Source organism: Thermomonospora umbrina (genome assembly GCF_003386555.1).
Classification (GTDB): domain Bacteria; phylum Actinomycetota; class Actinomycetes; order Streptosporangiales; family Streptosporangiaceae; genus Thermomonospora; species Thermomonospora umbrina.
Map to the genome: position 1 here is coordinate 4,104,616 of NZ_QTTT01000001.1, position 24,081 is coordinate 4,128,696.

21 protein-coding genes are annotated in these 24,081 nt (G+C 72.2%); 14 read left to right on the top strand and 7 right to left on the bottom strand.

Annotation, left to right across the window (positions count from 1 at the left end; all coding sequences use genetic code 11):
- Window positions 1-75: 75 nt before the first annotated feature.
- Window positions 76-1,854: an HSP90 family protein gene (locus tag DFJ69_RS18370; RefSeq protein ID WP_116023736.1), complete on the top strand. Its 1,779-nt coding sequence runs from the start codon at window positions 76-78 to the stop codon at window positions 1,852-1,854.
- Window positions 1,851-4,481: a tetratricopeptide repeat protein gene (locus DFJ69_RS35615; protein WP_116023737.1), complete on the top strand. Its 2,631-nt coding sequence runs from the start codon at window positions 1,851-1,853 to the stop codon at window positions 4,479-4,481. The genes DFJ69_RS18370 and DFJ69_RS35615 overlap by 4 nt, the downstream gene beginning before the upstream one ends.
- Before the next feature lie 9 nt (window positions 4,482-4,490).
- On the opposite strand, the gene galK is transcribed toward DFJ69_RS35615, so the two are convergent.
- Together galK and galE are read right to left on the bottom strand one after the other, a co-directional pair.
- The gene (galK, locus tag DFJ69_RS18380) at window positions 4,491-5,618 is read right to left on the bottom strand and encodes a galactokinase (protein WP_116023738.1); all 1,128 of its coding nucleotides are present in this window, start codon (window positions 5,616-5,618) and stop codon (window positions 4,491-4,493) included.
- A complete protein-coding gene (gene galE, locus DFJ69_RS18385; protein ID WP_116023739.1) occupies window positions 5,615-6,571 on the bottom strand; it encodes a UDP-glucose 4-epimerase GalE in 957 nt (318 codons plus the stop codon). Before galE ends, galK begins: the two co-directional genes overlap by 4 nt.
- 134 nt (window positions 6,572-6,705) lie before the next feature.
- On the opposite strand from galE, the gene trpS reads away from it, so the two are divergent.
- The 3 genes from trpS to DFJ69_RS18400 all read left to right on the top strand — a co-directional run bounded on the left by trpS (window position 6,706) and on the right by DFJ69_RS18400 (window position 9,386).
- A complete protein-coding gene (gene trpS, locus DFJ69_RS18390; protein ID WP_116023740.1) occupies window positions 6,706-7,743 on the top strand; it encodes a tryptophan--tRNA ligase in 1,038 nt (345 codons plus the stop codon).
- A gap of 73 nt (window positions 7,744-7,816) precedes the next feature.
- A complete protein-coding gene (locus tag DFJ69_RS18395; RefSeq protein ID WP_116023741.1) occupies window positions 7,817-8,356 on the top strand; it encodes a 2'-5' RNA ligase family protein in 540 nt (179 codons plus the stop codon).
- 28 nt (window positions 8,357-8,384) lie between these two features.
- Window positions 8,385-9,386 (top strand): YihY/virulence factor BrkB family protein, encoded by a 1,002-nt coding sequence (locus DFJ69_RS18400; protein WP_116023742.1) that lies wholly within the window; start codon window positions 8,385-8,387, stop codon window positions 9,384-9,386.
- On the opposite strand, the gene DFJ69_RS18405 is transcribed toward DFJ69_RS18400, so the two are convergent.
- Window positions 9,383-10,681, bottom strand: a complete 1,299-nt coding sequence (locus tag DFJ69_RS18405) for a D-alanyl-D-alanine carboxypeptidase family protein (protein WP_116023743.1) — start codon at window positions 10,679-10,681, stop codon at window positions 9,383-9,385. The genes DFJ69_RS18400 and DFJ69_RS18405 overlap by 4 nt on opposite strands.
- A 419-nt stretch (window positions 10,682-11,100) precedes the next feature.
- On the opposite strand from DFJ69_RS18405, the gene DFJ69_RS18410 reads away from it, so the two are divergent.
- Both DFJ69_RS18410 and DFJ69_RS18415 read left to right on the top strand, forming a co-directional pair.
- A complete protein-coding gene (locus DFJ69_RS18410; protein ID WP_116023744.1) occupies window positions 11,101-12,267 on the top strand; it encodes a glutamate--cysteine ligase in 1,167 nt (388 codons plus the stop codon).
- A 253-nt stretch (window positions 12,268-12,520) separates the two neighbouring features.
- Window positions 12,521-13,738, top strand: a complete 1,218-nt coding sequence (locus tag DFJ69_RS18415) for an amidohydrolase (protein ID WP_170177941.1) — start codon at window positions 12,521-12,523, stop codon at window positions 13,736-13,738.
- 12 nt (window positions 13,739-13,750) lie between these two features.
- Here DFJ69_RS18415 and DFJ69_RS18420 read toward each other — a convergent pair whose 3' ends face one another.
- Window positions 13,751-14,614, bottom strand: a complete 864-nt coding sequence (locus DFJ69_RS18420; protein ID WP_116023746.1) for a helix-turn-helix domain-containing protein — start codon at window positions 14,612-14,614, stop codon at window positions 13,751-13,753.
- Window positions 14,615-14,738: 124 nt separating this feature from the next.
- Between DFJ69_RS18420 and DFJ69_RS18425 the strand changes: the two genes are divergently transcribed.
- Together DFJ69_RS18425 and DFJ69_RS18430 are read left to right on the top strand one after the other, a co-directional pair.
- Window positions 14,739-15,503, top strand: a complete 765-nt coding sequence (locus DFJ69_RS18425) for an SDR family NAD(P)-dependent oxidoreductase (RefSeq protein ID WP_116023747.1) — start codon at window positions 14,739-14,741, stop codon at window positions 15,501-15,503.
- 83 nt (window positions 15,504-15,586) lie between these two features.
- Complete coding sequence (locus DFJ69_RS18430; protein WP_116023748.1) at window positions 15,587-16,255, top strand: NAD(P)-dependent oxidoreductase; 669 nt, start codon at window positions 15,587-15,589, stop codon at window positions 16,253-16,255.
- Window positions 16,256-16,773: 518 nt separating this feature from the next.
- Here DFJ69_RS18430 and DFJ69_RS18435 read toward each other — a convergent pair.
- Window positions 16,774-18,075, bottom strand: coding sequence for an NYN domain-containing protein (locus DFJ69_RS18435; RefSeq protein ID WP_116023749.1), 1,302 nt, complete (start codon window positions 18,073-18,075; stop codon window positions 16,774-16,776).
- A 471-nt stretch (window positions 18,076-18,546) separates the two neighbouring features.
- Here DFJ69_RS18435 and DFJ69_RS18440 point away from each other — a divergent pair, with 471 nt between their 5' ends.
- Both DFJ69_RS18440 and DFJ69_RS18445 read left to right on the top strand, forming a co-directional pair.
- Window positions 18,547-19,422 (top strand): alpha/beta fold hydrolase, encoded by an 876-nt coding sequence (locus DFJ69_RS18440; protein ID WP_116023750.1) that lies wholly within the window; start codon window positions 18,547-18,549, stop codon window positions 19,420-19,422.
- Window positions 19,419-19,868, top strand: a complete 450-nt coding sequence (locus DFJ69_RS18445; protein WP_116023751.1) for a nuclear transport factor 2 family protein — start codon at window positions 19,419-19,421, stop codon at window positions 19,866-19,868. Before DFJ69_RS18440 ends, DFJ69_RS18445 begins: the two co-directional genes overlap by 4 nt.
- A gap of 28 nt (window positions 19,869-19,896) precedes the next feature.
- Here the strand turns inward: DFJ69_RS18445 and DFJ69_RS18450 are convergent, their stop codons facing one another.
- On the bottom strand, window positions 19,897-20,505 hold the full coding sequence (locus DFJ69_RS18450) for a TetR/AcrR family transcriptional regulator (protein ID WP_116023752.1): 609 nt from the start codon (window positions 20,503-20,505) through the stop codon (window positions 19,897-19,899).
- Between the two features lie 341 nt (window positions 20,506-20,846).
- Here DFJ69_RS18450 and DFJ69_RS18455 point away from each other — a divergent pair, with 341 nt between their 5' ends.
- From DFJ69_RS18455 to DFJ69_RS18465, 3 genes are read left to right on the top strand one after another with little or no spacing between them, the layout of a single operon-like run.
- The gene (locus DFJ69_RS18455) at window positions 20,847-21,818 is read left to right on the top strand and encodes a hypothetical protein (protein WP_116023753.1); all 972 of its coding nucleotides are present in this window, start codon (window positions 20,847-20,849) and stop codon (window positions 21,816-21,818) included.
- Window positions 21,819-21,858: 40 nt separating this feature from the next.
- Window positions 21,859-22,431 (top strand): histidine phosphatase family protein, encoded by a 573-nt coding sequence (locus DFJ69_RS18460; protein ID WP_170177708.1) that lies wholly within the window; start codon window positions 21,859-21,861, stop codon window positions 22,429-22,431.
- Between the two features lie 13 nt (window positions 22,432-22,444).
- Window positions 22,445-23,077, top strand: coding sequence for a hypothetical protein (locus DFJ69_RS18465; protein ID WP_147312357.1), 633 nt, complete (start codon window positions 22,445-22,447; stop codon window positions 23,075-23,077).
- Window positions 23,078-23,284: 207 nt separating this feature from the next.
- On the opposite strand, the gene DFJ69_RS18470 is transcribed toward DFJ69_RS18465, so the two are convergent.
- Entirely contained in the window at window positions 23,285-24,067 is a 783-nt protein-coding gene (locus DFJ69_RS18470; protein ID WP_116023756.1) for a TetR/AcrR family transcriptional regulator, read from the bottom strand.
- Window positions 24,068-24,081: the final 14 nt, after the last annotated feature.

Here is a 24,081-nt window from a genome sequence, read left to right on the forward strand (position 1 = left end):
CGACCTTTGCCGGAAAGCCGGTGACCGGGGTCGATAGGCTTCCCCTCGCGTTCCGGGCGAACGGGAGGATTCGGGGTGGCCGACCAGGCGTTTCAAGTCGATCTGCGCGGGGTGGTGGATCTCCTCAGTCGGCATCTGTACTCCAGTCCGCGGGTGTACCTGCGGGAGCTGCTGCAGAACGCGGTGGACGCCATCACCGCGCGCGGCGGCGGCCCCGGAACGGTGCGGATCGAGACCGGCGACGGCCTGCTGCGCGTCCACGACGACGGCGTGGGCCTCACCGAGGACGAGGTGCATCGGCTGCTGGCCACGATCGGCCGGTCCTCCAAACGCGACGAGCTGGGGTTCGCCCGTCACGACTTCCTGGGCCAGTTCGGCATCGGGCTGCTGTCGGCGTTCCTCGTCGCCGACGAGATCGAGGTCGTCACCCGGTCGGCGCGCGGCGGGCGGCCCACCGCCTGGACCGGCTTCGCCGACGGCCGCTACCGGGTCGCGCCCGGCGAGCGCGACGAGCCCGGCACGACCGTGACGCTGCGGCCACGCGCCGGGTCCGCCGAGCTGCTGGCGCCCGCCACCGTCGCCGAGCTGGCCCGCGTGTACGGGTCGCTGCTGCCGTTCACCGTCACCGTGGACGGCACGCCGGTCACCGTCGGGGGGCCGCCCTGGCGGGCGGACCACCCCGACCCGGCGCGCCGCCGCCGGGCGCTGGCCGACCACTGCCGGGACCTGTACGGCTTCGAGCCGTTCGACGTCATCGACCTGGACGTTCCGGAGGCGGGGCTGACCGGGGCGGCGTTCGTCGTCCCGCAGCAGGTGTCGCCCGGGTCGCGCGGCGGCCACCGGGTCTACCTGAAGCGGATGCTGCTGGCCGAGAACGTCGAGGGACTGCTGCCGGAGTGGGCGTTCTTCGTCCGCTGCGTGGTGGACGCCGGCGAGCTGAAGCCGACGGCGAGCCGCGAGGCGCTGTACGAGGACGAGCTGCTGGAGTCGACCCGGCACGCGCTGGGGGAGCGGATCCGGCAGTGGCTGGTGACGCTGTCGGAGACCGACCCGGCCCGGCTGCGGGCGTTCCTGCGGCTCCACCACCTCGGGGTCAAGTCGATGGCCCTGCACGACGACGACATGCTCCGGATCGTCGACCGGTGGCTGGAGTTCGAGACCTCGGCGGGTCCGATGACGCTGGCCGAGTTCCGCCGCCGGCACCCCGAGGGCCGCCACACGACCGAGGTGGACGAGTTCCGGCGGCTGTCGGCGGTGTCCGGCGCGCAGGGCGTCGGCCTGGTCAACGGCGGCTACGTCTACGACGCCGAGATCATCGAGCGGCTGCCCCGCATCGACCCCGACGCGGTGCTGCGCCGTCTCGACCCCGCCGAGCTGACCACCCACTTCGGGGTGCTGGACCCGGCCGCCGAGCTGACCCTGCGGCCGTTCCTGGCGACCGCGCAGCGGGCCGTGGAGCGTCTGGGCTGCGAGGTGGTGGTCCGCGACTTCGACCCGGCGTCGCTGCCCGCGCTCTACCTCACCAGCCGAGCGGCGCGGCACCGGGCCGAGCTGGAGGAGGCCCGCGAGGAGGCCGACGGCCTGTGGGCCGACGTGCTCGGCGCGCTGAGCGGCACGGCCGCCGCCGACCGTCCCCAGTTGGTGCTCAACCACCGCAACCCGCTCACCCGACGCATCACCGCGCTGACCGAGGACGGCCTGATCGAGGTGGCCGTCCAGGGGCTGTACGGGCAGGCGCTGCTGTTGGGCCGCCATCCGCTGCGGGCGGCCGACACCGCCGTCCTCAACCGATCGTTCCTCGGCCTGCTCGACTGGGCCGTCCACAAGCCCGGTGGTACAGGAGGTGCGCAGTGAGCGTCGACGACGTCTATGAGCTGATGCAGCGGGCGGGGGATCTGCCCTACGGGGAGGCCAGGACCGTCCTGGTCGAGGACGCCCTGCGGCGGTCCGAGGCGGCGGGCGACGAGGAGCTCGCCTTCCGGGTCCGGATGGAGCTGACCGGGGCGTACCAGTACGGCGGGGAGCCGGCCAAGGCGTTCACCACGTTCAGCCGGTGCCTGACCCAGCACGACCGCGACCCCGGCACGTTCGGTCAGGGCGAGCGGCTGCTGTGGCACTTCAAGTGGGTGGTCAACTCCCTCACGCTGTTCCCGGAGATCCCGCTCGACCGGACGTACGCCGTCCTGGACGACATGGAGCGGCGGTATCGGCTCGGCGGTCACAGCCTGCACGCCGTGTACTGCTACCGGCACGCGGTGGCCCGGCACCTGGGCGACTTCGAGGAGGCCGACCGGTGGTACGGCCGGTGGCACACCGCGCCCCGTGACCAACTCTCGGACTGTGAGGGCTGCGACCCGAGCGCCAAGGCGTACTACCAGTCCGAACGGGGTCGCCACGAGGAGGCCGTGGCGATCGCCGCTCCGGTGCTCAACGCGGAGATCAACTGCACGGAGCAGCCGCAGAGCATCCTGACCAACCTGCTGACGAGCTATCTGCACTCCGGACGGCTCGACGAGGCGGGGCGGGCGCATCGGCGGGCCTACCGACTGGTGCGCCCCAACATCCGCGACCTGTCCGACATCGCGGAGCACGTGAGGTTCTGCGCGCTGACCGGCAACGAGGCCCGCGGCCTGGAGATCCTCGAACGGCACCTCGGCTGGCTGGACCGCGCCCCGAGCCCGTACTCGGCGATGGCCTTCGCCGCCGCCGGGGCGCTGCTGCTGCGCAGGCTGACCGAGGGCGGCTTCGCGGACGGGCTGACGCTGCGGCGCCCGTCCGGCGAGGTGACCGTCGACCGGCTGCGGGAGGAGCTGTCCGCGCAGGCGTCGGGGCTGGCGGAGCGCTTCGACGCCCGGAACGGCACGTCCCGCCAGGGCGATCTGGTCCGGGGCACGCTGGCCGCCGAGCCCGTCGTGGAGCATCTGCCGCTGACCCCGTACGCCCGCCGCCCGGCCGCCGCGCCCTCGCCCGTCCCGGTGCCCGAGCCGGTGCGGGAGGCCCGCGACCCGGATGCGCTGCTCGACGCGGCGGACGAGGCGTGGAGGCGTCGCGAAGGGGCGACGGCGCTGGCCGCGTGGGCGCGGTTCGACGAGGTGACGCCCGAGCCCACGACCGCGCAGGCGGGCCGGAGGCACGACGGGCTGGGCTTCGAGGCGCTGGCCGCCGGTGATTCGGAGCGTGCGCTGACGTTTTGGAGGCGCGCCGCCGAGTTGCACGCCGAGGCCGGCGATGAGGCACGGGCACAGAACGCCCTCAGCCGCACCGGGGCCGTCCTGTGCGACATGGGCCGCACCGACGAGGGCTTCGAGCTGCTGGAGACCTCCCTCGCCCGGCTCGCCGAGTCGTCCCCCGGGTCCCGTCGGGAGCGCACGGCCGGACTTCGGCTGGCCACCGCCCTCACCCGGGCCGGTCGGCCGCAGGAGGCGCTGGAGCTGTTCACCGAGCCCGTGGGCGAGCCGATGGACGTGGCCGAGGTGGAGTCGGCCCGGGGCCTGGCGCTCCTCGGACTGGGCGACGCTCCCGAGGCCGCGACCGCGTTCCGGCGCGCCTGCGAGAACGCCCGGGTCGCCGACGCCGGGCCGGTGCTGGCCGAGGCCGCGTTCATGCTCGCCCAGCTCCTGATGGACGCCCCGCCGACCGAGGGCCCCGACGAGGCGCTGGACCTGCTGAACGAGGCGATGGCGCGCACCCCGACCGACCAGACGCACCTTCGGGCCACCGTGCACGCCGTGCGCGGCAAGCGGATGCTGACCCTCGGCCGCGACGCCGACGCCGTCGAGGACCTGATCGAGGCCGTGGCCGCCTTCACCGCCGTCGGCGCCGTCCCGCAGATGGCCCACACCCGGCTCGACCTCGCCTTCGCCCTGCTGGGGGCGGAACGCCACCTGGAGGCCGCCGAGGTCGCCGAAGAGGCCGGCCCGATGTTCGAGCGCCTGGACGACGCCTTCAACGAGCGCCGCAGCCGGTACGTGCTGGCCGAGGCGCAGCGCCTGATGGGCGAGGAGGGCGCCGCCGACACGTTCGCCGAGCTGGCCCGCGACGAGGCCGACCCCGGGACGTCCGCGCAGCTCATGGAGAAGGCCGGGGACGTGCTCACCGGCCTGGACAAGGACGCCGCGGCGGCCGAACGGTTCGCGGCGGCGGCCGAGCTGTTCGGGACCGCCGGCGACGCCTACGGGGTGGTCCGGGCGCGCCGCCGGGCGGCGATGTGCCTGGCGTGGTCCGGTCGCCTCGACGACGGGCTGCGGGAGATGGACGGCGTCCGAGAGGCGCTGGGCGCGCTGCCGGCCGACAACCCGGCCGCGGTGACCTGGGAGACCTCGGTGACGTCGTACGACCAGGCCCGCCTGCTGGCCTCCGCGGGGCGCATCGAGGAGGCGGTCGCCCGGACCGAGGAGGCCGTCGAGGGCTTCACGTCCCTGGACGAACAGGGCCCCGCCGAGGCCGCCGCGAAGCTCCGCGAGAGCCTGCTCGACCGCTAGCGGCGGGCCTCAGACCACCCGCGCGGCGCCCGCCGACGGCACCGCCTCCAGGAAGCCGGGGGCGGCCCACCGGCGGGCCTCGAAGGCGGCCGCGACCGCGTCACGGACGCGTTCGAGCCGGTCGTCGGCGGTCAGGACGATCACCGAGCCGCCGAAGCCGCCGCCGACCATGCGCCCGCCGCGGGCGCCCGCCACCAGCGCCGCCTCCACCGCGACGTCCGCCGCCGGCCAGGACACCTCGAACTGGTCCCGCAGCGACAGGTGCGAGGCGGTCAGCATCCCGCCGACCTCGGCGGCGGCCTTGGCCCGCAGCAGCCCGACGGTCGCCTCCACCCGGTGGTTCTCGGTCACCACGTGCTGGACGCGGCGGCGGAGCACGGGCTCGCCGAGCCGCCCCAGCGCCTCCGGCAGGTCCTCCACGTCACGCAGCGACGCCACCCCGAGGACGGCCGCCGCCCGCTCGCACTCCGCCCGCCGCACCGCGTACCCGCCGGCCCCGTGGGTGTGCGCCACCCTCGTGTCGATCACCAACAGCGTCAGCCCGTCGAACGTGACCGGCACCCGCGAGGACAGGCCGCTGCCGCAGTCCAGCATCAGCGCGTGGCCCTCGGTGCACAGCAGCGCCGCCGACTGGTCCATGATCCCGCAGGGGACGCCGGCGAAGTCGTTCTCGGCCCGCTGGGCGAGCCGGGCCAGCTCGGGGCGTTCGAGGTCGACCCCGTACAGGTCGCACAGCGCCAGCGCCGTCGCGCACTCCAGCGCCGCCGACGACGCCAGCCCCGCGCCCTGCGGAAGGTCGGAGTCGATCAGCAGCGACGCGCCGCCGACCCCGTGCTCCCGCAGCACCCACGCCACGCCCGCCGGGTACGCCGCCCAACCGTCGACCGCGCCCGGCGTCAACGCGTCCACCCGGACGACGCGCCCGTCGGCGGCGGCCTGGAGGGAGCGCAGCTCCAGCACGCCGTCGTCCCTGCGCGCGGCGGCCACCGACACGCCCTGCGCCAGCGCGAACGGCAGCACCAGGCCGTCGTTGTGGTCGGTGTGCTCCCCGATCAGGTTGACCCGGCCCGGAGCCCGCCACACGCCCTCCGGGGGCCGCAGGTACGCCTCCTCGAAGGCCGAGGTCAGCGGGCTCACGAGCGCGACTGGAGGAACGCCCAGGCGTCCGACGCCATCTGGTGCAGGTCCCGCTCGGGCTTCCAGCCCAGCGCCGACCGGATCCGCTCGGAGGAGGCCACCAGCACCGCCGGGTCGCCGGGGCGGCGCTCGCCGACGACGACCGGGATGGGGTGACCGGTCACCTCCCGGCACACGTCGATGACCTGGCGGACCGAGAAGCCGTTGCCGTTGCCCAGGTTGAAGATCTGGTGGACGCCGGGCTCGCACGCGTCCAACGCCAACAGGTGCGCGACGCCGAGGTCCACCACGTGGACGTAGTCGCGGATGCAGGTGCCGTCGGGTGTCGGGTAGTCCTCGCCGAACACGTTGATCGACTCACGGGTCCCGGCCGGCACCGCCAGCACGTTGGGGATCAGGTGGGTCTCCACCGTGTGCCGCTCCCCGAACCGGCCGTGCGCGCCCGCCACGTTGAAGTACCGCAGCGACACCCCGCCGATGCCGAACAGCCGGGCGTACTCGGCCAGCGCCGTGTCGATCGCCAGCTTGGAGGCCCCGTACGGATTGGTCGGCCGGGTCGGGTCGGTCTCCAGGATCGGGGTGGACTCGGGCTCCCCGTACGTCGCGGCCGTGGAGGAGAACACGATCCGGCGGACGTCCGCCCGGCGCATCGCGTCCAGCAGCGCCAGCGACTCGCCGAGGTTGCGGTCCCAGTACAGGCCGGGCTTCTGCACGGATTCGCCCACCAGGGACTTGGCCGCGAAGTGCAGCACCGCGTCGAACCCGCCGCCGTCGAGGAGGCCGAGGGCCTCCTCCCGCAGCGTCCCGCGCACCAGCCGGGCCCCCTCGGGCACCGCGTCCTCGTGGCCCGTGGACAGATCGTCGAGCACGACGACCTCGTGTCCCGCCTCCAGCAGTTGGGCGGTGACCACGCTGCCGATGTAGCCGGCGCCACCGGTGACGAGCAGCTTCACGAGACTTCCTCCATCTGCGGGAACGACGCGGGGGAGGTCTCAGCGTAGCCAAGCCGCGGGGCCCGCCGGACGACGATCACGGGGATACCCTGTCGCCCGCCCACCGTCCCTCCTGAGAGAATCGAGTCGTGCACATGTCCTCGCCAGCAACGCCACGCGTCCTGTCCGGCATCCAGCCCACGGCCGACTCGTTCCACCTGGGCAACTACCTGGGCGCGTTGCGGCAGTGGGTGGCGCTGCAGGACGACCACCAGGCGTTCTACTGCGTGGTGGACCTGCACGCGATCACTGTGGAGCACTCTCCGGAGGCGTTGCGCCGCCGCACCAAGGTGGCCGCCGCGCAGCTCATCGCCATGGGCGTCGACCCGGAGCGGTCGACGCTGTTCCTGCAGAGCCATGTGCCCGAGCACGCGGAGCTGGCCTGGGTGCTGAGCTGCCTCACCGGCTACGGCGAGGCGGGCCGGATGACCCAGTTCAAGGACAAGTCGGCCAAGCAGGGCCTGGCCGCCGCGAGCGTCGGGCTGTTCACGTACCCGATCCTGATGGCCGCCGACATCCTGCTGTACTCGCCGGAGCCGGGCGAGGGCCGGGTGCTGCGGGTGCCCGTGGGCGATGACCAGAGCCAGCACCTGGAGCTGACCCGTGACCTGGGCGGACGCTTCAACCATCGGTTCGGCGAAACGTTCGTGCTGCCCGAGGCGTACATCCCGCAGGGCGCCGCGCGGATCCGCGACCTGCAGGAGCCGACCGTCAAGATGAGCAAGTCGGCGTCCAGCCCGCAGGGCATCGTCGAGCTGCTCGAGGAGCCGGGCCCGCTGCGCAAGAAGATCATGCGCTCGGTCACCGACACCGGCACCGAGATCCGCTACGACGAGGAGAGCAAGCCGGGCGTCACCAACCTGCTGCGGATCTACTCCGCGCTGGACGGCGCGAGCGTCGCGGAGCTGGAACGGCGTTACACCGGCCAGGGTTACGGGCAGCTCAAGAAGGACCTGGCCCAGTTGGTGCTCGACACCTTCACCCCGATCAAGGAGCGCACCGAGAGGCTGCTGGGCGACGAGAAGCAGCTCGACCGCATCCTCGCCGACGGGGCGGCGCGGGCGGGTGCGGTCGCCGCGCGCACCATGGAGGTCGTGCGGGAACGGGTGGGATTCGTGGGACGTGGCCTGTGACGATCGGCTGACAGAGGGTCGACGCGAAGGGCCCGGGGAGGAAGCGCCCCGGGCCGGCCCCCGCACGATCGGCGTGGCCATCCCCATCCCCGACCCCTACGGGGCCGAGCTGCAGCACTGGCGGGAGGCGTTCGGCGACCCCATGGCGGGCTCCATCCCCACCCACGTCACGCTGCTGCCGCCGACCGAGGTGGACGGCGACCTGCTCGGCCGGATCGACGAGCATCTGCGGCGGGTCGCCGAGGACGGACGGGAGTTCCCGATCGTCCTGAGCGGGACGGCGACGTTCCGGCCGGTGTCGCCGGTGGTGTTCGTCGCGATCGCCGACGGCATCGGCTCCTGCGAACGGGTCGAGGCCCGGGTCCGCAGCGGCCCGCTGGCCCGTGAGCTGCAGTTCCCTTACCACCCGCACGTCACCGTCGCCCACGACCTGTCCGAGGAGATCCTCGACCGGGCGTTCAAGGAGCTGGCCCACTACCGGGCCGAGTTCACCGTCTGGGGGTTCTCGCTCTACGAGCACGGCCCCGACGAGGTGTGGCGTCCGCTGCGGAACTACCCGTTCGGGGCGGGCGGCGCAGGCCCCCACCAGGAGGGCGAGCGCCCCCTGGGTTGACTCGTTCACCGTGGGTACTGATGGCGTCATGGCGCGGGTGATCGACGGTGTGCGGCAGGGCGCGGTGTCGTGGTGGCACCGGTGGAGCGACGGCCTGCGCGAACGCCGCCGCAGGTGGCCCTGGCTGGACCACCTGTTCCGTGCCCACCGCCGCTATGCGGAGCAGCGCGGCGACCGTTCCGCCGCCGCGATCACCTTCTACGGCTTCCTGTCGTTCTTCCCGCTGGTGGCGCTGGCGTACGCGCTGCTGGGCTATCTGGTCGGGGTGAGCCGGCAGGCCCGCGACTACCTGGTGCAGGCGATCTCGGAGCTGATGCCGGGCCTGGCGGCCGACGTCGACGTGGCGCAGATCGCCCAGGCGCGCGGCACCGCCGGGGCCATCGGCCTGGCGGGCCTGCTGATCGCCGGGCTCGGCTGGATGAACGCCGTCCGCGAGTCGCTGCGCGACATCTGGCTGGGCGACCCCACCGGCGGGGGCAACATCGTCCTCAAGAAGCTGGCCGATCTGGGGATGCTGGCGTTCCTGGGCACCACGATGATCATCTCCGTGGCGGTGTCCACGGTGACCACCCGGGCCAGCCACGTGGTGCTGGGCTGGCTCCACCTGGCGGGCACGCCGGGGGCCGGCACCGGGCTGCGGCTGCTGTCCCTGGCGGTGGCCATCGGCTTCAACACCCTGATCTTCCTGGTGCTGTTCTCCCGCCTGTCGGGCACCCACGCCCCCTGGCACGACATCGTGCGGGGCGCGCTGTTCGGCGCGGTCGGCTTCGAGATCCTCAAGCTCACCGGAACCCTGCTGATCGGCCACACCCTCGGCAACCCGGTGTACGCCTCGTTCGCCGCGGTGGCCGGGCTGCTGCTGTGGATCGACGTGGTGTCGCGGTTCGTGCTGTTCGCCGCCGCGTGGACGGCCACCCGCCGCGTCGTGCTGAGCGCCGACGCCGCCAACCGGGCCAACCAGACGGAGGACACCGCCCCGATGGCCGTTCTGGACGACGCTCAGACGCCCGTGGAGCCGCTGGGACGCTAGCCGCGGGCCTCATCGGTCGCGTCCGGCTCCGCGTCGCGATCCGGCAGATTGAGCGGCGGGGGACCGGCCTGCGGCGGCGCGTGGACGCCGGCGGGCGCGGGCGGCGGGCCCTGGGGGGCCGTGCGGCGGCGGCGCAGCACGAGGAACATGCCGCCCGCGACCAGCGCGGCGGCGGCCCCCACCCCTCCGATGACCGCCCAGTCGCCGCCGGACGCCTCGTTCGACAGCGGGTTGGCGGGGAGCACGCCGCCGTCGCGGTCGTCGGACCCGGCCTCGGGCTCGGTGGCGGTGTTCACCGGGTCGACCAGCACCCCGACCGGCGTCACCTTGGGGCCGGCGGAGAAGCCCCAGTTCAGCAGCGCGGTGGTGTCGGGCCACAGGTTCTCGCCCTTCATCAGGGCGACGATGATCGTCCGGCCGTTCCGCCGGGCGGCGCCCACGAAGGTCTGCCCGGCGGCCAGCGTGAAGCCGTTCTTGCCGCCGATCATCCCCGGGTACGCGTACCGCTGGCCGGGCAGCAGCCGGATGTGCGAGTAGATCGGATAGCCGCCGGTCTTCTTGCCCTTCTTGCGCTCCTTCTTGGTCGGCGGGGCCGGCCAGAAGTGGTGGTTCTTGCCCGCGTAGCCGCGCAGCGCGGGCAGTTTGAGCCCTTGCCGCATGATGAGCGCCAGGTCGTAGGCGGAGGTGTGCTGGGTCTTGACGCTCAGCCCCAGGTCCTTGTCGAGGCCGTTGGTGGACCCGGCGAGGGTGTCGGCCGCCCCGAGCCGGCGGGCCTCCTCGTTCATCGCGTCGAGGGCCGGCCGCAGGCCGCCGGCGGCCTGGGCCAGGCCCAGCGCGGCGTCGTTGCCCGACACCATGAGCAGCGCGTGGAACAGGTCCGACACCTTGTAGGTCAGCTTGGGCGTCATCCCCACCTTGGTGCCCTCGACGTCACAGGTGGCCTGGGTGGGGCGCACCACGGCGTTCGGCTTCAGCCGCGGGATCAGCGCCACCGCGGTCAGCATCTTCAGCGCGCTGGCCGGCAGGTGGTGCCCGTGCGGGTTCTTGGCCGCCAGCACCTTTCCGGTGTCCCCGTCGGCGATCAGGTACGAGCCCGCCGCGACCTTCGGCGGACCCTTGACCCCGGGACCCGCGTCGACCACCACGCCGCGGGAGCCGAGCCGCGGCCCGCCGACCGGCTCGCCAGGCTCGACCGTCGCCGTCGCGACCGCCGTCGCGACCGCCGGGGCACCGACGAGGGGCGCCGCGATCAGCGGCACTGTGAGCGCGACGACCGCGCGTGATGTGGTTCTCATGGCTCCGCCGAAGAGTAGTGACCATCCAGGTCTGCGGGTACCCGGGCCTACCTTCCATGACGCCCGTTCCGGCCCCCGAGTTGGGTGAGGAAGTACCCAAGTCGGTGCCTGAGCCGTTAATCATCGCCGTTTTGGGACGTCTGACTAGTCCGTTCGGGTCATTACCTGATTGCCGTGGTGTGGCCGAAATGGATGACGGTCCGTGTCCGCCCCCGGTCCGGGCGGGCCAACTGTCGCCGACCGGGCGGGGTACGCGGCGGTGCGCGGGCGGTTCCCCGCATCATGGAGGGATCCGCGGTCCGGGCGGAGGCCGGTGGTTCGGTCGACTGGTCGGCGTTTGTCCGGGCTTAGGGATGCGCTGGCCCAATTGCGCCACGTGCCACGCATCGACCTGCAAGGATTGCGCATGGAGGTTGGCCGTGGCCATTGACTTCAAGGCATCGCGGGGCCCGACGCTGGGCGTGGAGTGGGAGCTCCAGCTCGTCGACGCGAAGACGCGGCGCCTGCGGCAGGACGCGCACCGGGTGCTGGCCGCACTGCCCGGCCTCAGCGAGCAGGCGGAGGCCCCCCGGCTGCACCACGAGCTCATGGAGTCCATGGTCGAGGTGGTCACGGGGGTCTGCCACACCGTCGGCGAGGCCGTGGTCGACCTGGCCGGAACCCTCGAGCAACTACGCTCCGTGACCGAGCCTCGGGGCATGGAGCTGGCCTGTACCGGAACGCATCCGATCAGTGACTGGCGGGACGCGGTGCTGGCGCCCGTCCAGCGGTACGCCGACCTGATCGAGCGGATGCAGTGGCCGGCCCGGCGCGCCCAGACGTTCGGGGTGCACGTCCACGTGGGGGTCCGCGACCGGGCGAAGGCGATCCCGATCGTCAACGCGCTGGCCGCGTACCTGCCGCACTTCCTCGCGCTGACCGCCTCCAGCCCGTTCTGGGGCGGCGACGACACCGGGCTGGCCTCCAGCCGCTCGGTGGTGTTCGGCGACCTCCCCACGGCGGGGCCGCCGCACCTGCTGGCCGACTGGGCCGAGTTCGAGGAGTACATGGACACGCTGCTGCGGGCGGGCAGCATCCGCAGCATCAAGGAGGTGTGGTGGGACATCCGCCCGCATCCGGACTTCGGCACGATCGAGATCCGGATGTTCGACGGCATCCCCACCCTGCGGGAGGTCGGCATGGCCGCCGCCCTCTGCCAGAGCCTCGTCACCCTTTTCGACCAGCAATTGGATCGCGGATACACTCTTCCCCGACCGGCCGCATGGGTCGTACGGGACAACAAGTGGCGGGCCACGCGCCACGGCCTGGACGCCATCGTGATCACGGACGACGGCGGGAGCACCGCGCCGCTCCGCGACGATCTGTACGAGCTCATCCGCGAACTCGAGCCCGTGGCGGACCGGCTGGGCTGCGCCGAGGAGCTGAAGGTCGCCGGCGAGGTCCTGGAGCACGGGGCCCCGTACGAACGCCAGCGAGCCCTCCGCGCCGAGGGCGGCACGCTGGAGGATCTGGTCGAGGCGGCCGTTCTGGAGCTCGCCGAGGACAGGTTCGTCACTCCGCGGGAGGTGGCACATGGAGGGGGATGACCGCACCTCCGGGCCGTCACGCGGGCGGCAACGTTCGCACCCTTCCCAGGCGTCTAGTCAGGGAACACCTTTCACTCCTGCGACGGAGTACCCGGGGGACCCGAGCCCGCGGGCCGCGCAGGACGCTGACACACAGGGGGAGCACATGACGCAGCCGGGACATGGGGTGATGCCCGGACTGGACAGGGTGGCCGCCGCCCGAGGGGCGCGGCCCGAGGGGGATCCGGCGCCCTGGGACGGCACGGCGCTGCAGATGCAGCTCGACGCCTTCCTGGCCCGGCAGGACCCGCAACTGATCGCCTTCCGCCGCGACCTCCACCGGCATCCCGAGCTGGGGTTCGCCGAGCATCGCACGACCCAGCGGATCGTCGACGCGCTGACCGCCGCCGGGCTGCGCCCCCGGGTGCTGCCCAAGGGCACCGGCGTGATCTGCGACATCGGCCCCGGCGACGGCCCCACGGTGGCGTTGCGCGCCGACATCGACGCGCTGCCGCTGATGGACGAGAAGGACGTCCCGTACCGCTCCACCGTCCCGGGCGTCGCGCACGCCTGCGGGCACGACGTGCACACCACGATGGTCCTCGGCACCGGGCTGTTCCTCGCGCAGCAGGCCGCCGCCGGGCTGCTGCCGGGCCGGGTCCGGCTGCTGTTCCAGCCCGCCGAGGAGAACCCGGGCGGCGCCCTGGACGTCATGGCCGCCGGCGGCATCGCCGGCGTCGACCGGGTGTTCGCGCTGCACTGCGACCCCCGCATCGAGGTCGGGCAACTGGGCCTGCGGGCCGGGCCGATCACCGCCGCCTGCGACAAGGTGTACGTGCGGGTCACCGGACCGGGCGGGCACACCGCCCGTCCGCATCTGACCGCCGACCTGGTGTACGCGCTCGCCAAGATCGTCACCGAGCTGCCCGCCGCGCTGTCCCGCCGGGTCGACCCCCGCTCCAGCCTGTCGCTGGTGTGGGGACGGGTCGCGGCCGGGTCGGTCGCCAACGCCATCCCCGACGACGGCATCGCCGAGGGCACCGTCCGCTGCCTCGACGACGACGCCTGGCACAAGGCCCCCGAGATGATGAAGGCCCTGCTGGACTCCGTGGCCGCCGCCTACGACGTGGAGGCGAACCTGGAGTACGTGCGCGGCGTCCCCCCCACGGTCAACGAGCCCACCAGCGTCCAGATGTTCCGTGACGCCGCCACGCAGGTGATCGGCCCGGACGCCCCCGTGCCCACCCCGCAGAGCCTCGGCGGCGAGGACTTCGGCTGGTACCTGGAGTCGATCCCCGGGGCGCTGGCCCGGCTGGGCGTCCGCACCCCCGGGTCCGACGCCGAGTACGACCTGCACCGGGGCGACTTCGACGTGGACGAGAGCTGCATCGGCGTGGGTGTCCGCGTCCTGGCGGCGACCGCGCTGGCGGCGCTGTGGGACGACCGGCGCCCCACCGCCGACGAGACCGTCGGCGGCGCCGTCTCCGCGTAGTCGTTCAGCCGTTCACGCGTTCGCCGTGCGGACGGCGCGCAGCGCGCCGGGCCGTCGGCCGGTGAGCCGGTCGAGGGCGGCGGCGGTCGTGTCGTCGGCGGGCAGATGGACGACGAGCCGCTGCCCGTCGTCGGCGGGCAGGTCGAGGATCTCGAACGCCAGGCGCAGCTCGCCCGCCTCGGGATGCGCCAGCCGGGTGATGCCGGCGTACAGCGGGTGGCCGGGCGGGGCCTGGAGCCGTTCGGTGAACGCGGCCCCGGCGGCGACCGTGAGCTCCTCGACCAGCTCGGAGGCGTGCGGGTCGGTGAGCGTGGAGGCGGCCCGGAGCTGGAGGACCTGCTCGTCGGCGACGCGCTCCCAGTCCGGGAAGGCGGTACGGGACCTGGCGTCGGTGAACACGAACCGCAGCAGGTTGGGCGTGGCCGCGTCCAGGACGCCGAGCGGGCCGGCCGTCCGCTCGTACGCGGGAGTGCACGCGACCACGTCGCCCAGCCGGTTGACGACCAGGGCGGGCGCCGCGATCCCGTCCAGCAGAGCCCGGACGGTGGGCCGTACGGTCAGGGTGGGCGGCGTGTGCCCCAACATGCACGCGTAGGAGCCGTCGGCCGCCTTGGCGGTGCGGCGCAGCAGCTCGCGGTCGTCGGGCGACAGGCGCAGCGCGCCGGCGAGCGCGGTGATCACCTGAAGGGAGGGATGGCGGTCTCGGCCCTGCTCCAGCCGCGTCAGGTACTCCACGCTGATCCCCGCGACCGCCGCCAGCTCCGCCCGGCGCAGTCCCGGCGTACGGCGTCGGCCGCCGCCCGGCAGCCCGACCTGCGCCGGTGTGATCGCATCGCGGCGTGATCGAAGGAAGGCCCCCAGCTCGTTGGTGCTCACGGCCTCAACCTATCCGGCGCCCCGTCCCTGATCGTGGCCCTGACAGGGCCATCCTTGACGCGGCCTCCCTCACCTTCGCGCCGCCCGGCACGGTGGTCGGTGTCAACGAAAGGGAGCCATCGACATGGACATGGGACTGAACGGCCGCACCGTCATCGTGACCGGAGGCGCCGGCGGGATCGGCAGGCACATCTCCGAAGGTTTCGCCGCCGAGGGCGCGCACGTGGTCGTCGCCTACAAGTCGTCGCCGGACAAGGCCGAACGGGTCGCCAAGGGGATCGAGCAGAACGGCGGACGCGCGCTGACCGCCCCGTTCGCGCTCGACGACCCGGAGTCGGCGGGCGCGCTGGTCGCCGCCGCGCTCGACTGGTCCGGCCGGATCGACGTGCTGATCAACAACGCGGTGTCCTGGGGCGGCACCGCCCCGTCCGGGAACGGCGGCTACGAGGACGTCCCCGACGACGATTGGCAGGGGATGGTGCGGGCCAACATCGAGGGCGCGATCCGGCTGAGCCGCGCCGTCACACCCGCGATGCGCGAGCGCCGCTGGGGCCGCATGGTCCACATCTCCTCGGCCCTGGCCGTCGTCGGCGGCGCGGGCACGGAGTACTACGCCGCGAGCAAGGCGGCCCTGCACGGGTTCAGCCGCTCGGCGGCGTTCAGTCTGGGCAAGGACGGCGACATCCTGTCCAACGTGGTGATGCCGGGCCTCACCCGGACCGAGACCAACGCCCACATCGCGGACGAGCACAGCGACCACTACAGCGCGCTGTCCCCTCTCGGCCGCCTGCTGGACGCCGCCGAGGTCGCGAACTCCGTCGTCTACCTCGGCTCGGCCGCCAACACGGGCATCACCGGCCAGGCGATCATGGTCAGCGGCGGCGTCTGACCCGCGCCGGGCGATGTCACACCCGCTGCACCGCGAACGCTCTCAGACGGCGACAGCGAACGTCACCCGAGAGCGAGCAGCACATGAAACTCACCATCGTCGCGGCCACCGGCGGCACCGGCCGGGCCCTCCTCGACCAGGCCCTCGCGGCGGGCCATGACGTCACCGCCGTGGCCCGCAACCCCCGGGACCTGCCTCCGGAGGCGAACGTCGTCAAGGCGGACATGACCACCGTGGACCCGGCCGACCTCGCGCCCGCCGTCCTGGGCGCCGACGCCGTCCTGTCCTGCCTCGGGCCGCGCGGCAAGGCCGACCACGGGGTCTGCGCGGCGGGCACCGGCCGGATCGTCGAGGCGATGAAGGCGACGGGCGCCCGCCGCCTCATCGTCATCAGCTCGGAGTCGATGACCACCGTGCCGTCGCCGGGCAACCCGAACCCGCCCAGGCACGACCCGGGTGAGGGCTTCCTCCTGCGCCACGTGGTGGGACCGCCCGCCAGACGGTTCTTCCTCCGCGACGTCTACGCCGACCTCGGCGTCATGGAGGATCTCGTCCGCGCCAGCGGGCTGGACTGGACGATCGCCCGCCCGGCCCTCCTGGTCGACAAGCCCCTCACCGGCGTCTACCGAACGGCCGTGGACCGCAAGCCCCGGGGCGGCTTCCGCATCTCCTACGCCGACCTCGGCCACTTCATGCTGCGGTGCCTTCAGGACGAGGACACGGTGGGGAAGGCCATCTCGCTGAACTACTAGGCCATGTTGGTCCTTTCGGGAGGGGCCCTCCGGCGATCGTCAGCCGGGCCAGGAAGGGCCACTCCCGCCGGACCGTGGTGGCCTTCTCCGCCGGGCGCCGCCTGAGCCGTTTCCGGCACGCCCCGGGGATCTGCGACCCATCAGGGAAAACCCCTGTTCGGGAAATTCGCCCATCATTATGGAGAGTCGTTGGTCCATTGTGTAATGGTGTGACCGGACGCGGTCGGGGCCGTTTCAAGGTGTGCCTTCGCGATCACGTGCAGAGATCGCGAACGCGTCGGGGCCCGACGAGCGTCATGGATCCGGGGAGTGACACGTGCCGCCTCGAGATGACAACGCAGGTCGGATGTGGTGAAGCCCCCCGCCATCGACTCCTGGCGCCCATGCCGCCTTGGCGCTCGCCCATGGGCCATCACCCTCGACCCGCGCCGCTGGGGCTCTTGAGGGACGTCGGTTATCGCAGCGGGGCGCTGTTCCGCATTTCTGCCGATCGTGCCCGTCGCGTCGGGCGGGGTGGGTCAGGTGGGGAGTTCGGGCTCGGGGTCCGGCTCGTCTTCGGGGTGGGCTCCGAGCCAGGTGCGGACGGCGGTGAGTTCTTCTTCGGTGAACGATTCCGTGTCGGTGCGGTTGAGGACGTTGTTGACGAACGCCGAGCCGATCTCGTCCGCCGAGGGGGGTGGCTGGGTGTAGAGGGGGCATCCGCCGAACGTGGATCCGCGGGCGATGAACGCGACGGTATTCCGGTTGACGGCGAGGCCCTGCTCTCGGAGCCGATCGCGGGACCAACTCGTGCACTGGGTCAGGTTGAACGTGTGAGAATGGACGTACTCGGACAGCGTGTGATAGATCGGCTGCCACCATTCTCGGGGAAGCCGCGGGAGATTGATCAGGGCGGCCAGTCGTTCGACGGGATCCGGCAGCTCGATGCGCGGCACCAGAGGGGCCGTGATCTCGGGGGGAGAGTGGCGGGTCTCGTCCCACAACTGGTGCTGTGACATCTGCAGATCGGGCAGTTTCAGACTGCCGACCGCACGGGCGAAAGCGCCGTAACCGAACCAGTTGGTCGCGCTGATCGCGGCACCCAGCTCGGCGCGCAGTTCGTGCGCGAGGGTGGCCATCACCAAGGGCGCCGTCGCCTTTTCGTACTCCGCGACGACCCGGGTGCGGAACGCCTCGTACGCCTGGTCCTGGTCGACCGGCTCGACGTCCTCCGGAGTGTCGCCGAACTCGGCGGCCACGGCGGCGTCCGCCTCGTCGTCGACGTCGACCGGCTCACCCTGGACCAGCGCCAGCAGTTGCTGACTGTCGAGGATCAGGTCGGCGATCGAGGAGAACGCCTCGGCCGTGTCCGCCGGGGACACGATCATCGTGCGGCGGTCGGAGCGGCGCAGGCGCTGCAGCAACGGGGTCATGTCGGAGTCGCCGGAGGCGATGACGAACTCCTCGTACACGGTGTCGGCGGACAGCGCGTCGACGGCGTCCACGACGATCCTGATGTCCGCGCCGTTCTTGGTGGCGTTGTAGCGCGGGCAGTCGATCACCTCGAAGCCGGCCCGCACGAACGACGGCCTGAACCGGGAGAAGTACAGCCGGGCGGGCTCTCCCTCGGCGTCGCGATGGCCCACCCACCCGGACGGATTGAGGTAGCAGCGCAGGACCAGCCAGCGGCGGGTGGAATGTCCGGACAACGTCGTCGACAGCCGGTGCAGCCAAACCCCCGGCTCGCTCGCGAACTGGATCGCCGCCGCGGGGTCCAGCCGGAAAAGCCCGGTGAACACATTGTCGAAGTCGAGATAGAGCGCGGTCCGGACATACTTCATATTAGAAACTTATCACTCGATCGACAAAAAAAGCAAGTTAGCCCTTCTGGTACATGCAGTGCCCGAGTCGTACAAACAGGCCGACTCGACCCGCTAAGCGGCGTGGGATGCGTGCCGAGTCGGAGGATTTCGACGGCGGTATCCGTGCGCAGTGGGTCACGGAGGCCGACGGTGACCGAGAAGGGTGTCGCGAGATATGCACTGCTCGATGTTCGGCCTGGTGTCCCTACGGCCATTCGGGGAGCGGGTGGCTGCGTTCCGTGACGCGTTCACGGTCGCCCCGCGTTCATCGTTGGGCATGCGGCGAAGCTCGTCCTCTCCTGCCTGCGGGGTCGCGGGCGGCGGCATGGCGGTCTGGGCGACGTGGTGGGGAACGTGTCGCCGTGGGCGTCTTGAAATACACACTGTCTGTATGTAATCTCCGAGACGATCGATTGCATACAGGCTGTATGGATTTTCTGGGGAGGGACGATGCCGCAGATCACGCTGCGTCAGGGCACGATCCGCTACCGGGAGGCCGGGGTCGGGGAGCCGATCGTGTTCCTGCACGGTTATGTCATGGACGGCCGGCTCTGGGACCGGGTCGTGGAGCGGTTGGCGGGCCGGTTCCGGTGCATCACGCTGGACCTGCCGCTCGGGGCGCACACGATCCCGATGGCCCCGGAGGCCGATCTCGGTCTGCGCGGCTTGGGGGCGCTCGTCGCCGAGGCCCTGGAGGCGCTCGACCTGCACGACGTCACGCTGGTCGGCAACGACAGCGGCGACGCCATCGCCCAAGTGGTGGCGGCATGGCACCCGGAGCGGCTGGCGCGGCTGGTCCTGACGCCGGGCGACTGCCTCGACAACTGCCCGCCGACGCCGTTCAAGCCCCTGGTGCCCGCCGCCCGGGTGCCGGCGCTGGTCACGATGGGGATCCGGACGCAGCGGCTGCGGTTCATGCGCAGACTGCCGTTGGGCTACGGACTGCTCACCAACGGGCCGCTGCCGCACGACCTGATCACCGACTGGATCAGGGCGTTCCGCGGCCATGCGGGGGTGCGTCGCGACACCATCAAGGTCACCCGAGGTCTGAACCCGCACGTCACCCGGGAGGCGGCGCTCCGGCTGGCGTCGTTCACCAAGCCGACGCTGCTGGCCTTCGCCCCGGACGACCGGCTCTTCCCGTTCGCGCACGCCGAGCTGTTGGCCGCCATCCTCCCGAACGCCCGGGTCGAACGGATCGAGGACAGCCTCACCTGGGTCATGCTCGACCAGCCCGAACGCACCGCCCGGCTCATCCGCGACTTCGTCCTGGCCACCCCCGGCACCTCCGACACACCCGACGCCGCCGCCGGAGTGCGGACGTGATCGCGGCACGGGTCGTGGAGGACTTCGTCGACCGGTTCGCGCGGGCCTGGGCCCACGGCGGGTCGGCGGCGATGCTGACCGAGTTCGCCCCGGCCGTGCGACCGGACTCCCGGTTCGTCCAGCCGCTGGAGAAGGCCCTCGTCGGCCCGGACGACCTCCGCGCGTTCTTCGGCCGCGTCTACACCCTGATCCCCGACCTGCGCGGACGCGTGGTGCGCTGGGCCGCCCACGACGACGGAGTGATGATCGAGCTCGAGCTGTACGGGACGCTCGGGGGTCGACCCGTCAGGTGGAGCGGCTGCGACCGGATCCTGCTCGACGCCGAAGGTCGGATCGTCGAACGCCGGGCCTACTTCGACCCGTCGCCCCTGGTCCTGACGGTGCTCCGGCGTCCCCGCGCCTGGCGGAGTTGGTGGGCGTCCGGCCTCGCCGTTCCCGGGCGCTGACCTGTCGGGCCCGCGCCCTCGCGGCCGGCTAGGACGAGGGCGACGGGGCGGGGGCCAGCAGCAGACGGTCGATGACCTTGTGGAGGAGGTCCCGGAAGTACTCCAGGGTCTCCGGGTCGTCGGCCTGCTTCATGCCGTGGCCGGGCGCGAGGACGCCCGAGCTGGCGAAGCCGGTGGCGCACCACATCACGATGCCCAGCAGGGGAATCGCCCCGATGTCCTTCGGCACCGTGTCGCCGAGCGTTCGACCGCCCCAGAGGAGCATCGGGCGCAGGTACTGGTCCTCGACATCCCAGAGATCGGAGGCGTCGGAGCTGAAGCGGTGCGACCAGATGGCCAGGTGATCGGGGTGCTCGGCGAGAAAGTCGAGGTACGCGTCCGCGAACCGGTGGATGCCGTCGCGCTCGGACTCGGCGGCGTCCACGGCGGCCCGCACCTGGTCGTACTTGGCCCTGGTGAGGCGTTCCAGCGCCATCATGTACAGCTCGCGCTTCCCGCCGGTCAGCTTGACGAGCTGGGCGGTGGGCATGCCGAGCGCCTCGGCGATGAGGTCGAGCGACGCCACGTCGTACCCGAGCCCGGCGAACATCCGCGTCGCCACCTGGACGGCCTGCTCCAACGTGACGTCCTCTTCCATATTCCCACCGTAGGGGCGTCCCAGTGGAGAGCGCCCATAACGTCCGTAAGGAACAGGCCAAAAACGCCGAGGACCGTTCCGAGGCCCCGGCGGACAGTGAGCCTCAGCACGTTCGAGAGGTTTGTGCTGATCTGAGACGGGGGACGTGGCAGGATCCCCTACGGAGTCCCCTGACAAGCCGCGGGCGATATGTGCTCGGCGGCCACTTTCTCTACTCACTTTCCTACAGAGTGAGCCGTTCCGCTTGGCATCGTGGCGGTTTCGCCGATGCCCGCGTTGTGAGACCGTGCGTGCACCAGCACTCCTTGCTCGGCAACGAGCCCTCCACCCGAGGAGCGCCTATGGGCGCGGTTGTTCTCGCCAGCGCGGCACCGGTCGCCTACGTCACGGCTTTCGCGATCTTCAAGACGACCGCGAGCCGGATGCCGACGCTGTCCGGGTCACGACCCATTCACACCACGCGGCACCTCGCGCTCAACCCGATCTGGATGTTCGGCCTGTTCACCATGGTGACCGGTCTGATCACGCAGAGCGTGGTCATGACCACCCTGCCGGTGAGCGCGGTCGTGCCGATGTACGGGCCCGTCATGCTGGTCCTGCTGCTGATAGCGATCGCCAACTTCGGCGAGCGGGTGCAGGCCGGCGAGATCAAGGCCCTGTCGGTGCTGGTGCTGGCGCTGCTGTTCCTGGCGGCGGCCGGCGATCTGCTGTCGGGCGACGACCCGCCGAGCTCGAGCGGCCCCTGGGACGCCTCGGTGGCGCTCTGGAAGCTCGGGCTGGTCGTCGTTCCCTCGGTGGTGATCCCGATGTGGCTGTTCACCGTGCGGGACCGGCCGGTGGCCGGACGGCACGCCAAGCGGATCACCGGCGTCTCGTTCGGGATCGGCGCGGGGATCCTGGTGGGCTGCGCGGAGAGCTCCGGCGCGAGCATGGCCCACCTCGTGAAGAACAACCCCGACGACTACGTGAACGCCCTGCTGGCCTCCCCGCACCCGTACGTCGTGGTCGTGACGGGCCTGTTGGGGCTGGGCCTCGCGCAGATCGGGCTGCAGCGCTGCCGGCTGTCGGTGGTGATCGTGGTGCTGGCCGTCAGCTCCAAGGCGTCCATGTGGCTCACCGGCATCCTGGTGTACGGCCAGCCGTGGCCGCAGACCTCGGGCAAGTTCTTCCTGACGGGCATGGGGCTGGTGCTGTGCTGCGCCTCCGTCATGCTGCTGCCCCGGCACGAGCCGGAGGAGGACGAGTACTACGAGTCGGAGGCCGCCGAGGACGCCTCGCCCCGAGAGGTCACCGGGCACGTCTCGACGATCTGACGACGCCTCACCACCACGCGGGCCGAGACTGGATGCAAGGGTGACCCTCTTCTACCTGGTTCAGCATGCGCAGAAGGAACCCGGTCCCGGCGATCCGGGACTGACGGAGCTCGGGCTCCGACAGGCGGAGCGCACCGCCGAGTGGCTGCGGGGCGTCGACCCCGCCGCCGTGTTCAGCAGCCCGCTCCGGCGCGCCCTGCGGACGGCGGAGTTCATCGCCGACGCGGCCGGTGTCGCGGTCCGAACGGACGACCGCCTGCGGGAGCGGATGAACTGGGACGGGGACCAGCCGCTCGACGGCTTCCTGGACGACTGGGCCGCGGCGGTCGCCGACCGCGACTTCGTTCCCGCGAACGGCGAGTCGTCCCGGCGGGCGGGCGAGCGGTTCCGCGCGTTCCTCGTGGAGCACGCCAGGGAGGCCGGTCCGATCGTGGTCTGCACCCATGGCGGGGTGACCGTGGACCTGCTACGCACCCTGATGGGCGACGGGGCCCTGGCGCCCGAACTGCTGTGCCTGGGCGTCCCGGCGTGCGCGATCACCACCCTGCGCGGTCTGTCGCCGGTGAGCATCGCCTCGATGGCGCATCTGGAACGGCCCGCCGCGTCCCAATGATCGCCTCCCTGTGATGACAAGGCCCTGGGGCGCGGTCGTGCTCTCCGCGGCGGTGGCGGCCGTCGTCGGCGGCCTCGGCGCGCTGACCTGGTACGCGGGGCTGTACACGTCCAACGGCAGGTTCGACGGGTTGGACGCGTGCGCGTTGCTGCCGCCTCCGGCCACGCTGGCGTCGCTGGTCAGGAACGGCGCCAGGGAGAAGGGCGACTCCCGGCCCAAGACCTGGTTCGGCACGAGCGGGGGCGGGGACCTCGACTCGGAGTGCAAGTGGAGCAGCGTGCCGGTCGGCATGGACCGCCCGTTCCGGACCGTCCGGATCCACGTCGAGACGCGGCATCGCGACGGTCGTACGCCTGCGGAGACCAGGGCGGGAGAGGAACTGGCGCGTTGGCGCGACACCTCACTGCGGCGGGGAAGCCCGGTGCGGCCCGCCGCCGTGGGGGAGCAGGGCTTCGCCAAGACCGACCGGATGTCGTTCGGGCTTCTGCTCGGGCGCGTCGACATCTACGACCTGCACGTGCGATTCCGGGTCTCGAACGCGCTGGTGGACGTGTCGGCGCGCACGCACTCCGCCCCGGGGGACACGGAGCGGACACTGGTGCTGAACCTGGCCGGGAACGTCGCCGACCGCCTGGCCGAAAGGTGAGGCGGACGGTTCGGTCCCCCCCGGGGGTAAGGCCGGGCGGTTCGGTCTGCCTCGGGGGTGAGGTGGGCGGTTCGGTCCCCCCGGGGTGAGGCCGCGCGGTTCGGTCCGCCTCAGGGGTGAGGTGAGCGGTTCGGCCCCCGGGCGTGAGGCGGGCGGTCCCCCCGGGTGAGGCGGTCGGTTCGGTTCGTCGAGAGGGGAGGCGGGGGTTCAGCCCTGGTCGCAAGGGCGCGCGGCCGCCGGGCCCGAGGTCGGGAGGTCCAACGGGCGGGCGGTGTCGTCGGGGAGGCTCGCGGCGATGGCGTCCAGGACCCGTTCCAGCCCGTAGGCGAACCGGGCGTCGACGTCCATGTGGGGCTGCCGGGCCTCCACGACGATCTTGCGGAAGGTCGGGTGGTCGCCGCTGTCGAGCAGGTGCCAGACGTACGGCGCGGCGGTGGCCATCAACTCCTCGTAGGTCTGCCCGGTGCGGCGCTCGTTCTCCATCCAGGTGACCTCGTCGCGGACGAAGCCGTCCACATAGCCGCGGAAGATGCCGGCCAGCACGATGACCTCGTCGATGGGCAGGCCGCGACCGTCCAGGGTCCCGATGCCGAACTCCACGATGCGCAGCATGTTCGGGCCGAACACGAGGCCGACGTTGGGCAGTCGGACCAGCCATGAGTGGCGGACCGACATCGCCCGCAGCCGTTCCGCCAGCAGGGTGAGGTCGGCCCGCCAGTCGCCGGTGGGCCGGTCGGGCAGGTCCAGCTCCCCGTGGACGTGGTCGATCATCAGCTCGATCAGGTCCTCGCGCCGGGGCACGTAGCGGTACAGCGACATGGTGCCCGCGCCGATCTCGACCGCGACCCGGCGCATCGAGGCGGCCTCCAGCCCCTCCGCGTCGGCGACCCGGACGGCGGCCTCGATGATCTGCGCACGGCTGTAGGCGGGGCGCGGCCCACGGGCCGGACGTTCCGGACGCAACCAGATGATGTCGGGCGTGTCGCCCACCGGGCTCCTCTCCT